This window comes from Streptomyces turgidiscabies Car8 (assembly GCF_000331005.1).
In the GTDB taxonomy this organism is placed as follows: Bacteria; Actinomycetota; Actinomycetes; order Streptomycetales; family Streptomycetaceae; genus Streptomyces; species Streptomyces turgidiscabies.
This window is the reverse complement of record NZ_AEJB01000361.1, coordinates 578,965-591,678: the sequence shown is the minus strand read 5'-3', so window position 1 is coordinate 591,678 and position 12,714 is coordinate 578,965. Positions and strand designations below refer to the sequence as shown.

The following is a 12,714-nucleotide window of genomic DNA, read 5'->3' as shown; positions in this document are numbered from 1 at the left end:
TGCTGACGGTCTCGACGGTGGACGGGAACGGCGGCGCGGTTCACCGGTCGGGGGTGAGAGCTGCATCCGCCTGGGGCAGTTCGAGCGTGACGATGAACGGCAGGTGGTCGCTCAGGCCCCGGGCTTCCTCGGTATCGGGGACCTCGCACCCGGTGAGGGCGGGAGCGAGGTCCGGCGCGAGGAGGATGTGATCCGAGCGGTGGTCCCACCGCTCGGCGTCGCTCCAGTAGCCGGCCGTGCGTGGCACCGGGATGCCGAGCGCCGCGACAGGATCGATGAAGCCTGCGTGCACGAGCTTGGCCATCGCCAGGCGGTCACTGCCGCCGTAGCTGCCGTCGGCCAGTTGCGACCGGTGGCGGGAGTGCAGTTCGGCCGGAATGACTCCCCAGTCCTCCAGCTCCTCGTCGACGACACCTTGGACGTTCAGGTCTCCGGCCAGGACGACGCGCCGGCCGGCGGCGCCGTACTCGGTCAGCCAGTCGGCTTCGCGGGAGCGGCTGCTGCCGCTGAAGGGCGCCAGGTGAGTGTTGAGTACGGTGAGTTCGCGGCCATCCACGGTGAGGTGGGCCCGCGAGACGACGTGGTGGAAGGTGCCTTCTGCGACATCGAGGTGGAACGCCGTGCACCGCACGCGGGGCCACCGGTAGAGCGTGACCAGGTGGCAGTTGTGGCTATTCGACGGGGCGAACTGCGCCTGCATTCCAAGAAGTTCGGCGAAGCCGAGCATGCGGGCGTAGCCGCCCTCGTCCCACCTCTTCGCCTCCTGCAGGCACAGGACGTCCAGGTTCTGCGCCCGCAGGAACTCCGCCTGGGCGCGCCAGCGTTCACCGCCGCCGTTGAGCAGGTTGTACGTACCCAGCCGCACGGTGATGGTCATGCCACACCGCCGACAGCCGCCGGGTGGCGGCCGCGGACCGACGCGGCGTGCCGGTTGTCGTGCGGCTGATACATCGCTGCAGACCGGTGCAGGATGGTGCGCATCTGCGCGAAGTCGAACTCGGCACGCAGAGGCAGGTGGTCGGACAGCCGGCGCAATTCAGGGCTGTCGCAGACGGTGAAGCTGGTCAGGGCTGGGGCGAGTTCCGCGCTGAGGTATCCGCGGTCGATGCAGTACCTGGGGCCTTTCGGTCGGCCGGGGTGGTCGCGGTAGCCGGAGCTGGGGGCCAGAGCTTCGGGCTGATCGAGGTGCTCGGCGGCGTGGCGTGCCATCTCGACGTAGCCGGCCGCCAGCAGTTCACGGTCGGGGCGCACGTCTGTGTGCCGCCGGCCGGCGCAGTCGTAGGTGCGGTTGGCGACGAAGGCGTGGTCGGTGTAGTCGTCCCAGCGGATGTCCGTGCCGACGCGATAGCTGTTCCAGTCGCCGAAGATCATGGCCAGCCAGCCGGGTTTGGCGAGAGTGGTGCACCAGCGGGACTCGGTCAGGCGGTGCTCGGGCGACCAGTAGCAGGTGTGCATGCTGACGGCGCTGATCTGCCGGGGGCTGAGGGTGCCGTCAGCGTCGCGGAGGCGGACGGCGAGGTTCGCCGGCGCGTGCCAGGGTGCCCATGCCTGCGGGTATTCCTCCGTGCACACCAGCGGTCCATCGCGGCGGACGAAGATCGCGTTGTCGTTGGAGCTGCCGGGTCGCGGGACAGCGATATGGCCGTCCATGTCCAGGAGTTCCGACACCCGGGCGAGCTGGTCCGGTTGGACTTCCTGCTGGAAGAAGATGTCAGGGCGCTGCTCCTGGACCCAGCGGGCGCCCGCCTCCAGGTTGATGCCCTTCTCCAGATTCCAGTTCAGAACGGTGATCGATTCGTTCATGCCGCGCACCTCTCGGGCAAGGAGAAGGGGATCGGGTCCGCTGTAGCGGAGGTCGATAAGGAGCCGAGCGGCCCGTGGCGCTCGCGGAGGTGCCGGGCCTGCTCGGCGTAGGGAGGCAGGTCAGCGCCGGCCCTTCGGGTGTCGAGCTGCGCGAGGTCGGCGATCGGGTGCGGCTGGAGCTGCCCATCAGAGCGGTACCAGTGCTGGGTGCCGTACAGCTGGGGCTGCCTGGCGTTGACGAGGCAGCGGTCGTGCAGGTGAGCCAGCTGGGCACGAGTGGCTTCACCCGCTGTTACGGCCACTTGGAGCAGTCGCAGAAGCCTCTGCTGAAAAGCCGGATCGTGGTCGCAGTGGACCGCGATACTCACGGCCGCCTGGCACGCGTTCTGGCCCACCGTCCGGCGCCCCGGCCACTGCCTGAGACTCTCCACGATGCGGTGCAGCGCCACGGCGTTGTCCTGCTGCGCCTTCTGGGTGGCCGCGAGGGCATCTGCTGCCATGCGGACGCGTTCCGGCCCGGGCGTGCGCCACTGCTCTCTGGTGATTTCCACGCGGCTCAGCAGTTCGGCAGCGAACGCGGCGTGACTCGGGCTCGACTCGTACGGCTCGCTCACGGTGTCACCGGCCTGGAGGGTCCTGCCGCCCAACGGCCGCGCTTTGTGTTGCCAGTCTGCCCGTGGCGGCACTGAGCCCGCGCAAGCGGAGCCATGGTGGGGGATGAGGGGGTGTTGAAGCTGGCGAAGGGCCCTATGTCGCGGAAGCCCGGGGGCGGCACGCGGACCGTGAGCAGAAGACGTGTCAGCTGCAGCGACACCCGTAGCCAGAGGTCACCGCTCAGGGAGAACCGGGTCTTCACGGCACCGCCCCCTCTGGAGTGGACGGCCGCGCCGTGCCGCCGCAGTGCCCGACCGTCTTTCGGCCTGTCCGGCAGGGTCACCTTGCTCATGAAGCGGGCTCCTTCTCCGCGGACACTGCGGGCAGTACGGGGATCTCCGTGGTGATGAAGGCGTCGAGACTGTCCGCGCGGCACGCATCTGCGGTCAGCAGGACGACCAGTCCGTCGGGCGGGCCCGCCGACCGGTGACGGTTCCACCCGCACTCGTCCACCAGATGACCGATGAGGCGCTCGCCGGCGGAGTCACGGTGGTGGCGAAGGGGGACGGTGCACGCCACCCGGGTGTAGTCACACAGGGCGGCGTAATGGCGGGCCCAGATCGTCAGGAGCCAGCCGATCCTGTAGCCGACGCCTGGGGCGGCAGCGGCGCAGGACAACGCCAGTGTCGGCTGAGCGGTGTCGGAGTCCGTCCACGGCGGCGCGGCCAGAGCGGTCCGATCGAGTTGGAGGCAGGCGACGAAGGCGTTGTCGTCGGTGTCTACAAGGACGGCCATCTCGCGCTCGTCGCGCAAGGAATCGAGTATCGGCCGGGCGCTCTCCGCGGGCAGCTCGCGCTCTCGGCGCCAAGTCATGACCTGGGCGCTGAGCACTTCGTATTCGGTACGTCCGTCCAGGTGACGGATCAGGTACGGAGGTGTGGTGGGGTGCACGGAGCTTCCGGCGGAATGAGGGCTTGGCGCAGGCCCGAGGAGGGTGCCGGGTGCGCCTATGGAGGCGTTGTTGGTCACCGGCTGGCCCTGGGGCGCGGGGCGGCGCGGCGCGGGGTGCTGGTGAGGCCGGACGGAGCGGTGAGCGCGCCGTTGAGCAGCTCGGCGTGGGTGTAGCCGGCGCCGGGTGGGGTGTGCCAGTGCAGGTCGGTGCCGGCGGTGACTTGTGCGGCGGGGATCGTGAGGCGGGTGCCGGGCCGCAGAAGGCGTATCCCGTGACGGGCCCACGGCCCGGGGCGGACGGAGTCGGGGTCGAGGAGGATGTGCCAGCTGCCGCTGTAGGGGTCGGCGAGCACCGGCCCGTGCCCACCGGCGGCCTGTAGTAAGGCGATCAGCGGAGGTGCGAGGGTTGCCGGGAGCCGTACGGCGTCGAAGTGCTCGCCGCACCCCCAGGTACGTAGGCCGCCAGGCGGCGGTACCCACGGCGGCAAGGTGAGGGACGGGGATTCGTACGGGGAGGACGTCAAGCGCATCAATGTGTCCTTGTGGGATCGGGGCTGCAGGAGCGCAGCAGCGACAGCGCGTGGAGGTTCTCGGAGCGGGTTTGGGCGGACGAGGTGAAGCGCCGTCATAGCGCCTTCACCGCCGGGGGCCCGACTGCGTGCGGATCGGAGATCGCCTCTGTCAGCGCGGGTCTGGCGTGGGCGCGCAGCCGCAGACGGACGACGCGTTCACCGGTCGGACTCCGACTGGTCGGCGATCGGGTCTCCCACCCGAGGTCGCACAGGTACTTCAGTAACCACTGGGCTGCCTCATCGGCGGCTCCGGGCTGGCACGGAACATCGCACCAGATCCACATCAGCCGGCTGTTGGCCGCGTAATCGGCAAGCCACAGGGTCATCATCCGTCCGACCTGGCTCGACCCGGCCGTCACCGGGTCAAGGGAGACCAGAAGTCCCGGATCGCGGCCGTCGGCGCCCCAGTGCCGCATCTCCGGATCTCTGTGCAGGACAAGAGCGCCGACGAGGATGCCGCCCTCGTAGAACCCAAGGGCGCCGGCTTCCCGGAGAAGGGCATTGGCGCGATCGGCGGAGACGGTTATGCCCTGTCCAGCGAGCAGGTGGGCGCGGTCTGTGGCCAGGGCCGCGGCTTCAGCGCGAGCGGCGTCGGTGTTGATCGGCAGCACCTCGTATACGGGCGCCGTGGGCCTACGGCCCGTCGGAGATTGTCGCCGGTCGCCGTCATGGAAGCTGCCCTGGGCGCTCATCGGGCGGGCTCCGCCGTAGCCGTTGCTTCGGTCTCGGGCTGAGTGTCCGAGGTGCCGAGAATGCCCCACGTGTGTGCCAGCCCGACCAGGTGGGTTGCGTTGCGGGCGTTCCCTTTGTCCACGGTGGCGTCGATTTCGGCGCGCACGTCGTCGGCCGGCACACCGATGGCATTCCCGATGTCGGCGTTGAGGGTGTGCTTGGCGATGGCCCGTATGACCGTCACTTCGTGCTTGGTGAACGCCGGAACCGTCCCGCTGCTGGCCGGTGGGGGAACCTCCCGGGCGGCGAGAAGGGTGTGGACGAGGACGGCGCGCGAAGATCCCGGGCAGCCCATCTTCTTGCGGGCCGCACCGAGGTGGCTGGCCACGCCATCCACGGACAGGCAGACCTGGCTGGCGATCGCCTTGTTGGACACGCCGTAGACGAGTCGCGCGGCGACGCGCCGCTGGTCAGCAGTGAGGGTCGTGGCGGGCAGGGCGGTGGTCATGTGGAGTCCTGGGTCGGCGATGTTGTGTGACGAACGCGGGGTGGTGGAGGTGCGCCGGCGGGGACGGCAAGCACTGTCTCCGCCGACGCGGTAGCGGCGCCGCTTCTACGCCGAGGCGTGCAGCACGACGGGCAGCGCGGTGACGTCGGTGCCGATGAAGGAGCGCTGCGGCTCGAGGTCCTCGACCTTGCAGGCCAGGGCGATCTGGGGGAACCGCTCGAACAGGGCCGGGAGCGCTACTTCGGCTTCGAGCTTGGCCAGCGGGGCACCCAGGCAGTAGTGGATGCCGTGGCCGAAGGCCATGTGGTCCTTGTCGTCCCGGTCGATGCGGAAGGCCTCGGGATCGTCGTGGACGCCCGGGTCGCGGCCGTGGGCGCCGAAGCCGATCAGGATGGCGTCGCCTTCCTTGATGATGACGCCCTCGCCGAGGTCGATGTCCTTGGTGGCGTAGCGCAGGGGCAGGTGCATGATCGGCGGGTGGAGGCGGAGGGCTTCCTCGATGACGTCGCGCCAGCGCCGGGGGTCGGCCAGAACGGTCGCCAGCTGGTCCGGGTGGTTGAGGAGCTCGCGTACGGCGGCGTTGATGAGGGCGACGGCGGTCTCGCTGCCCGCCCCGATCATCAGGATCAGGGTCGAGATCAGCTCGATGTGGCTGAGCCGGTCACCGTCTTCCTCATGGGCGGCCAGCAGCAGGCTGGTCATGTCCTCGCCGGGGGTGGCCCGTTTGACGTCGATGAGTGTCTGCATGGCCTGGTAGAGGTCGTGCTTGGTCGCTTCGGCCTGCTCCGCAGTGACGTCGGTGGCGAGGACGGAGTCGATGACGCGGAGCATCTCGGGGCGCTGATCGGCGGGAACTCCGAAGAGGTCGCAGATCAGGCGCGTGGGCACCCGGTAGGAGAAGTGGGTGCGCAGATCGACGGGCGCGGTCTGGTCCTGGTGGGCCAGGGTGTCGAGGAGGTCGGTGACGATGGCCTGGAGGACCGGGCGCATCGCTTCGACCCGCCCGGGGGTGAAGGCGCGGCTGACCAGTTGGCGCAGGCGTTTGTGGTCGTCGCCGTCGGCGGTGAACATGCTGACCACGTCGACCCAGGCGTAGAGCCACGGTATGGAACCCGGGGTGTGGGAGGGCCAGGACTTGCGGGCGTCCTTGGAGACATCGGGATGGGTCAGGAGCCGCTTGGCGACGTCTCCGCGGGTGACCGACCAGGCGGGGACATCTTCCGGCATACGGACCCGGACGGCCGGGCCGGCCGCCCGAAGCTCGTCGGCCTGGGCGAACAGACGGCGGCCGCCGCTGCTGTCGAGTGTCACGGTCGCGGTCCGGGCGGGGGTGCTGGTCACGAGGAACCTCCTGCGAGAGCGGCGGTGGGAAGACGGTCTTGCGACTTGGGCCGGAACCTGACGGGCATCGTCTGCGGGCACTGGTGGAAAGGGCCGTGCCGCAGAAGGGGTTCCGGGTCGGTGGAGATCAGCTCCATGTCCCAGAGCTGGTCCAGAACGGTCTCGACACCGGTCTGGACAATCGTGGTCGCCTGGGAGATCGCGGGGCAGCGGTGCGGGCCCGCCGACCAGGCGAGGTGGCTGCGGTTGTCGTACCCGAGGCCGTCGGGGAGCGCCGGGTCGGTGTTCGCTGCCGCGTGGGAGATGAGAACCGGAGACCCCGCTGGCACGTACGCCCCGTGGAGGTAGGTGTCGTGGCGGGCGAAGTGGACGGAGAAGTTCGCCATCGGCGGGCGCTGCCACAGTGCCTTCTCCAGGGCGCGGCGCACGGTGAGAGTTCCGGCGGCGAGGTTGCCGGCGTAGTCGTCGTCGCGCAGGAGCAGGTGAAGGGTCCAGGCGGTGCACGCGGCGGCGGGGATGATGCCGGCGCCGACGGCGCAGAACAGCTGGTTGAGTGCTTCCTCGTCCGTCAGGGCGGCGGCGTGGTTGATCATCCAGGAGGTGAGGTCCTGGCCGGGCTGGGCGCGGCGAATCTGGATGAGCTCGTACAGGAGTCCTGCGAAGTCGGCTGCGCCCTGGGCCGCTTCGGGGCCGGCGCTGATGAGGTCCTGGCACGCGCGCACCATGCGGGTGGACTTCTCGGGCGGGCATCCGAGGAGTTCGGCGAACACCAGCATGGGGAGGATGTCGGCGAAGTCGCTCATGATGTCGGCCTGGCCGTCCCCGATGATCCGGGCGATCAGCGTCAGGGCGCTGCGTTGAGTGATCTCCCTGAGCCAGTGGGGGCTGATGCGGGCGATGCAGTCGTCCATCGCCCAGCGCAGGCGGGCGTGCTCCTGGTCGTCGGTGTAGAGGACCGAGGGACGCCAGGCCATCATGCCCAGCACGGGGCTGTCGCCCGGAACTTCGCCGTTGGCCAGGGCTGCCCAGCGGCGAGAGTCCTTGGAGTACGTGCGCGTGTCGTTCAGGAGGGTGACGGCGGCACGGTGCTGTGTGACGACCAGGGCGTGGACGGTGGGGGCGATTTCGGCCCAGCCGACGGGTCCCTGGCTGCGCAGTTGGTCGTAGGTGGCTTGGGGATGGGCGGCGAAAGCGGCCCCGTGCAGCATGGGGCAGCCGCTCGCGGAGAGCGGGGGCGGCGTGGTCATGAGGCGGGCTCCAGGCTGCGACGGGACAGCAGGTGGGAGACGAGTGCTATCAGCGGAGACTTCGCCGAGCTCTTTTCCCGTACGTCGCACTCGACGAGGGGCGTGGACGGGTGGAGGTCCAGGGCCTTGCGCAGTTCGGATTCGCTGTAGCGGGGGGAGGCCGCGAAGGTGTTGACCGCGACCACGTAGGGCAGATCGGCTTCTTCCATGCGCCCCATGGCGTCCCAGGACTCGGTGATACGCGCCGTGTCGACCAGGACGACGCCGCCGAGGGCGCCCTGCATCAGCTCGTCGATCATGTAGTCGAACCGCGGCTGACCGGGGCCGCCGAACATGTAGAGCACGATGTCGTCGGTCAGGGTCAGGCGGCCGAAGTCGAGCGCGACCGTGGTGGTGTTCTTGTCCGACAACCCCCGCAGTGTGTCGACGATCTCGCCGGCCTTCGTCATCCGTTCCTCGGTTGACGTGGGCCTGATCTCGGAGACCGCACCGACGAACGTGGTCTTGCCGACGGCGAAGGGGCCGAGCACGACGATCTTCACCGAGTGGCTGACACCGGGCGCCAGGTAGTTGCCCTCAGAGGTTGATGAGCGCATCGCGGATCCTCTCCAGCAGCTGTCTGTCGTGCTGCTGAGCGGCGGGTACGGGGTCACGGCTGACGAGGTGGCTGCTGTCGACGAGGGAGGAGACCAGCACCTTCGTCACAGCGGCCGGGAGTTGCAGGTCGGCGCTGACCTCGGCCAGCGACAGCACTCCGGGCAGGCAGTGCTGCATCAGCCGGCGGGAGTGGGCGTCCAGGCCGTGCAGCGGCTTGTCCGGGTCGGCGATCAGCAGAGTGGCCAGGTCCAGGGTGCGGCGGGTGGGCGCGGCCCTTCCCCCGGTCGGGGTGTAGGGCCGCACCATCCCGGCGCGCCGCCGGCCGCGGGGGGTCACGACGTTCCGTACGCTGTCCGCTCCCGGGCGGACAGCGCGGGAGCCAGGCCCTTGATGGCCTTGATCGTCGCCCCGGAGGCGACGGCCACTTCGGGCGCGGTCATCTCCGCGGCGACGGATACGGCCAGCGCGGTGTTGTGCCCGGCTCCGAAGACGAGGATGCAGCGGTTCGGCAGGTCGATGATGACCTTGCGGGGGGTGTCCTCGTCCTCGTTCGCTTCGGCGAGCTCGGCGATGGAGCGGCCGAGGGAGAAGATGCTCGAGGAGCTGGCCCCGGCGCGGTCGGCCACATCGCGGTGGACGCCGTCCGAGTGGGCCAGGACCATGCCGTCGGAGCTGAAGAGGACGGCGTGCAGAACGCCCTTCTCCTCCGCGAGTCGGTTGAGGACCCAGGACATGTCGTGGGTGTCGGCGGTGGGCTGCTGGTCAGGCACGGAACTGCTCTCCTTCGGTGGGGCTGGACTCGTGGTCGCGGATGGTTTCCGCCAGGTGGGCAAAGCCCTGCGTGAACGTCTCGGGGTCCTCGGCAGGCGCTGGCGCGCCGGTGGCTACGGGGGCCGTGGGACGGGGCGAGCGCCTGCGCCGCTGCGGCAGGACACTGCCGTCCGACGGCTCGCCCCGTCGGTCGGCCTGGTCCCCTTGCGGGGGAGCCTCGGTCGGTGAGGCCGAGGCGTGCCCTGGGGTCCGAGAGGCCGCTGCTCGGCGCTCCGCCTGGGTTTCCTCTGCGGTCGGACCGTGTCCGAAGAGTTCCCGCGGGATGCGAAGGACGGCCCGCACGCCGCCGTACGGGGACGTACTGGTGACATCGGCGGCGAAGCCGTACTCGCCGGCGAGGCGGCCGATGACGGCGAATCCGAGCTGGCGTGTGTCCTGCAGAGTCGTCACGTCCAGCACGGTGTGCCGCGACAACTTCCGGGCGGCCTCCTCACGCTGATAGGCGTTCATGTTCAGGCCGCCGTCGTCGACGACGATGCAGAATCCCGTCTGGAACGCCTGCACTTCGACGAAGACCTTGCCGTCGGAGTACGCGGTGGCGTTGGACAGCAGCTCGGTGAGCGCCACCGTGACCGGCTCGACGACACGGCCTTCGAGCCAGGTCTCGCCGCTGCCGGGCTCGTAGGTGTAACTCACCCGCAGATAGGCGTTGATCCGTCCCCGCGCGGATTCGACGACCTCGCCGAAGGTGCAGTCCGCACGCTGCAGACCGGGCCACGAGCCGGCCAGGATGCGCGTGCGCTGGAGGGTGTGCAGGGCCTGGGTGACCAGGTGGTCGAAGCCCATCAGGCTCTGGTGGTACGTCGTGCCTTGGGGGTAGCGGTCCATCTCTTCGACGACGTTCAGCTGGCAGCGGTGCAGGTGCGTCTGCGCCTCGTCGATGATGTCCCGCACTGAGGACCGCGCGGAGAGCCCGATCTGATCGCGGGTGACCGTGAGGGCCTCCTGGAGCAGCCCCATCACGGTCTGATGGCCGTGGTCGATGGGACTGCCGGCGAGACGCTCCTGGCTGAGTCCGGGCACCGGCACGCCACGGTGTCCGCGGGCGAGGGCGTCCACCAACGCGGGCATCCGCACCTCAGCGAAATGCTTCGACTCCGCCTCCATCGCGCCGGCGTATGCGAGCGCGGAATCCCGCTGGGCTTCCAGGGGTGTGACCCGGGCGGCCAGGGCCCGCTTTCTGCGGGCCTGCACTATGAGGCCCACCGATGTGGTGGCGAATCCGCCACCGAGCAGTGCGGTCGCGGTCACCAGCGAATCGAGCATGAGAGGTCCTCGCGCGAAGTGGGGGTCGACTGTGAACGGGCGGGGGCAAGGCCGAAGCGGCCCGCTTCAGGCTGCGGGCGAAGAGCCGTGAGCAGCGGTAGGGACGCATACAGCGGCAGGGGCGCGGAGTAGACGCGGCCCTCGTTGTTGCCGAGTCGGGCCCAGTGGAGATCCTCGGCCGGGCCGGAGCTCAGCGGGGGCACGGCCAGAACTCCGCTGTCGCGGTGGTGCACCGGCCAGGGCCAGCACATACCGCGGCCGGAATGGGGCGGCAGGATCAGTACCCACTCGTTCCCGCGGGCCATCGCGGCGCCCACCGGGTGCGGGTTGATGTGACCCAGCAGGGAGAGAATCCGGCGTGCCGCCAGCTCGGGCATCGCCGCGGTGTCACAGTCGCGGCCGATCTCGACAGCGACCGGGGCGTCGGCGGTGATCGTGTCCGGGAAGAGGTCCGCGATCGCGGGCACCGTGTTCATGCGGCGATCACCGGCCTAGCCGTCCGCTCCAGCTCGTTCATCAGGACGGCACTCTCGATCAGGCCGATCATCGAGAAGGCCTGGGGGAAATTCCCCAGCTGGCGGCCTGACGCCACGTCGTACTCCTCGGCGAGCAGACCGACGTCATTGCACAGTGCGAGCAGCTGCTCGAACAGGGCCCGGGCTTCCTCCAGCTGGCCGGTGAGCGCGAGGGCGTCGACCATCCAGAAGGAGCAGAGCAGGAAGCTCCCCTCGTCACCGGCAAGGCCGTCGACTCCCACCTGGTTGCCGTCGGTCGGATAGCGGTGGACCAGGCCATCGTCCGTCGAGAGCTCGCCGCGTACTGCGGCGACCGTGCCGATAACCCGCGGGTCGTCCGGCGGGAGGAACCCGGTGCGCGGGAGCAGCAGCAGGGCCGCGTCCAATTCGGTGGATCCATAGGACTGGGTGAACGTGTTCCGCTCGGAGTCGTAGCCCTTCTGGCACACCTCGGCGTGGATGGCGTCGCGGAGCTCGGCCAGTTCGGCCAGGTCAGCGTCGAGGACGCCAGCCTCCACCAGGCGCACCGTGCGGTCGACCGCGACCCAGGCCATGATCTTGGAGTGCACGAAGTGGCGTCGTCCGCCGCGCACTTCCCAGATGCCGTCGTCCGGCTCCTGCCAGCGCCGCTTGAGGTAGTCGACGAGCCCGAGGTGCAGGGTCGCGGTGCGCTCGCACCGAGCGATGCCGTGCACATGGGCCAGATACAGCGTGTCGATGACTTCGCCGGGAACATCGAGCTGGAGTTGGTCGGCAGCGTCGTTGCCTACTCGAACCGGCGTGGAGCCCTCGTACCCGGGCAGCCAGGCCAGCTCCCGCTCGGGCAAATTCCGCTCGCCCAGAATCGAGTACATGATCTGAATGTCGTCAGGGTTGCCGGCCACGGCCCGCCGGAGCCACTGCCGCCACGCCTCGGCCTCCTCGCGGTAGCCGGTACGCAGCAGGGCGGACAGGGTGATCGAAGCGTCGCGGAGCCAGGTGTAGCGGTAGTCCCAGTTGCGTACGCCGCCGATCGTCTCGGGGAGAGAGGTGGTCACGGCGGCGACGATCGCGCCGGTCGGCGCGTACGTCATGGCCTTCAGCGTGATCAAGGAGCGGACGACCGCATCACGGTACGGGCCGTCGTAGGTGCACCGCGCCACCCACTCCCGCCAGAACTCTTCGGTGGCCTCCAACGCAGCCCAGGTGTCCGGGATTTCCGGTGTCGTGAGGTGGTGGGAGGAGTGCCAGCTGAGGGCGAAATTCACCGTATCGCCGGCGCTGACGGTGAAGTGGCTGACCAAGGCGTCTTCCTTTTGGACAGTGTCCACCGTGGCGTCCAGCCAGAGGGCGTCCGGCCCGTCGATGGCAACGGTGCGGCCCTGATGTTCGTAGATCCAGGGCCGGTGCTTTCCGTATCCGAAGCGGGGGCACCAGGCGGATGCGACTTCAACCGTGCCGCTGATCCCTTCGACGATCCGGATGAGCTGCGGGCTGTGGCCGTCACGGGGAGGCATGAGGTCAACGACACGGATGGTGCCGGTCGGGGTGTCCCACTCGGATTCGAGGATGAGTGAGTCGCCGCGGTAGCCGCGTCGGTCCGCATTCGGGGCCGGGGCGCCGTCGGGGCGGGCGGGGCCGATCTGCCAGTAGCCGTGATCCCCGGTTCCCAGGAGGCGGGTGAAAACAGAGGAGGAGTCGAAGCGCGGCAAGCAGAGCCAGTCGATGCTGCCGTCCCGGCAGATCAGGGCGGCCGTCTGCATGTCTCCGATGAGTGCGTAGTCCTCGATACGCCCAGCCATGGAATATCCGTCTCGATAGGTGCGGGTGCTCCCGAG

The 12,714-nt window shown here is 69.4% G+C and carries 15 protein-coding genes; all 15 read right to left on the bottom strand.

Annotation, left to right across the window (positions count from 1 at the left end; genetic code table 11):
• Window positions 1–40: 40 nt before the first annotated feature.
• Window positions 41–877, bottom strand: a complete 837-nt coding sequence (locus tag STRTUCAR8_RS26680; protein WP_006378895.1) for an endonuclease/exonuclease/phosphatase family protein — start codon at window positions 875–877, stop codon at window positions 41–43.
• A complete protein-coding gene (locus tag STRTUCAR8_RS26675) occupies window positions 874–1,803 on the bottom strand; it encodes an endonuclease/exonuclease/phosphatase family protein (RefSeq protein ID WP_006378717.1) in 930 nt (309 codons plus the stop codon). Before STRTUCAR8_RS26675 ends, STRTUCAR8_RS26680 begins: the two co-directional genes overlap by 4 nt.
• Window positions 1,800–2,450: a DUF6624 domain-containing protein gene (locus STRTUCAR8_RS48795; protein ID WP_006379180.1), complete on the bottom strand. Its 651-nt coding sequence runs from the start codon at window positions 2,448–2,450 to the stop codon at window positions 1,800–1,802. The genes STRTUCAR8_RS26675 and STRTUCAR8_RS48795 overlap by 4 nt, the downstream gene beginning before the upstream one ends.
• Window positions 2,451–2,745: 295 nt before the next feature.
• Window positions 2,746–3,348, bottom strand: coding sequence for a hypothetical protein (locus tag STRTUCAR8_RS26665; protein WP_006378936.1), 603 nt, complete (start codon window positions 3,346–3,348; stop codon window positions 2,746–2,748).
• Window positions 3,349–3,422: 74 nt separating this feature from the next.
• Window positions 3,423–3,878 (bottom strand): hypothetical protein, encoded by a 456-nt coding sequence (locus STRTUCAR8_RS26660; protein ID WP_006379196.1) that lies wholly within the window; start codon window positions 3,876–3,878, stop codon window positions 3,423–3,425.
• A gap of 95 nt (window positions 3,879–3,973) precedes the next feature.
• Window positions 3,974–4,531 carry a hypothetical protein gene (locus STRTUCAR8_RS26655; protein WP_234372661.1) on the bottom strand — a complete coding sequence of 186 codons (558 nt, stop codon included), beginning with the start codon at window positions 4,529–4,531 and terminating at the stop codon, window positions 3,974–3,976.
• Between the two features lie 77 nt (window positions 4,532–4,608).
• A complete protein-coding gene (locus STRTUCAR8_RS26650) occupies window positions 4,609–5,100 on the bottom strand; it encodes a LuxR C-terminal-related transcriptional regulator (RefSeq protein ID WP_006378671.1) in 492 nt (163 codons plus the stop codon).
• 105 nt (window positions 5,101–5,205) lie between these two features.
• Window positions 5,206–6,441, bottom strand: a complete 1,236-nt coding sequence (locus STRTUCAR8_RS26645) for a cytochrome P450 family protein (RefSeq protein WP_006378757.1) — start codon at window positions 6,439–6,441, stop codon at window positions 5,206–5,208.
• The gene (locus tag STRTUCAR8_RS26640) at window positions 6,438–7,688 is read right to left on the bottom strand and encodes a cytochrome P450 family protein (RefSeq protein WP_006379265.1); all 1,251 of its coding nucleotides are present in this window, start codon (window positions 7,686–7,688) and stop codon (window positions 6,438–6,440) included. The genes STRTUCAR8_RS26645 and STRTUCAR8_RS26640 overlap by 4 nt, the downstream gene beginning before the upstream one ends.
• Window positions 7,685–8,284: a GTP-binding protein gene (locus STRTUCAR8_RS26635; RefSeq protein WP_006378630.1), complete on the bottom strand. Its 600-nt coding sequence runs from the start codon at window positions 8,282–8,284 to the stop codon at window positions 7,685–7,687. Before STRTUCAR8_RS26635 ends, STRTUCAR8_RS26640 begins: the two co-directional genes overlap by 4 nt.
• The gene (locus STRTUCAR8_RS26630) at window positions 8,265–8,591 is read right to left on the bottom strand and encodes a DUF742 domain-containing protein (RefSeq protein ID WP_006378932.1); all 327 of its coding nucleotides are present in this window, start codon (window positions 8,589–8,591) and stop codon (window positions 8,265–8,267) included. The genes STRTUCAR8_RS26635 and STRTUCAR8_RS26630 overlap by 20 nt, the downstream gene beginning before the upstream one ends.
• Window positions 8,592–8,617: 26 nt before the next feature.
• Window positions 8,618–9,055: a roadblock/LC7 domain-containing protein gene (locus STRTUCAR8_RS26625; RefSeq protein WP_006379036.1), complete on the bottom strand. Its 438-nt coding sequence runs from the start codon at window positions 9,053–9,055 to the stop codon at window positions 8,618–8,620.
• On the bottom strand, window positions 9,048–10,382 hold the full coding sequence (locus STRTUCAR8_RS26620) for a histidine kinase (RefSeq protein WP_006379028.1): 1,335 nt from the start codon (window positions 10,380–10,382) through the stop codon (window positions 9,048–9,050). Before STRTUCAR8_RS26620 ends, STRTUCAR8_RS26625 begins: the two co-directional genes overlap by 8 nt.
• On the bottom strand, window positions 10,364–10,858 hold the full coding sequence (locus STRTUCAR8_RS26615) for a hypothetical protein (protein WP_006378953.1): 495 nt from the start codon (window positions 10,856–10,858) through the stop codon (window positions 10,364–10,366). Before STRTUCAR8_RS26615 ends, STRTUCAR8_RS26620 begins: the two co-directional genes overlap by 19 nt.
• Window positions 10,855–12,678, bottom strand: a complete 1,824-nt coding sequence (locus tag STRTUCAR8_RS26610; RefSeq protein ID WP_006378642.1) for a glycoside hydrolase family 15 protein — start codon at window positions 12,676–12,678, stop codon at window positions 10,855–10,857. Before STRTUCAR8_RS26610 ends, STRTUCAR8_RS26615 begins: the two co-directional genes overlap by 4 nt.
• Window positions 12,679–12,714 lie beyond the last annotated feature (36 nt).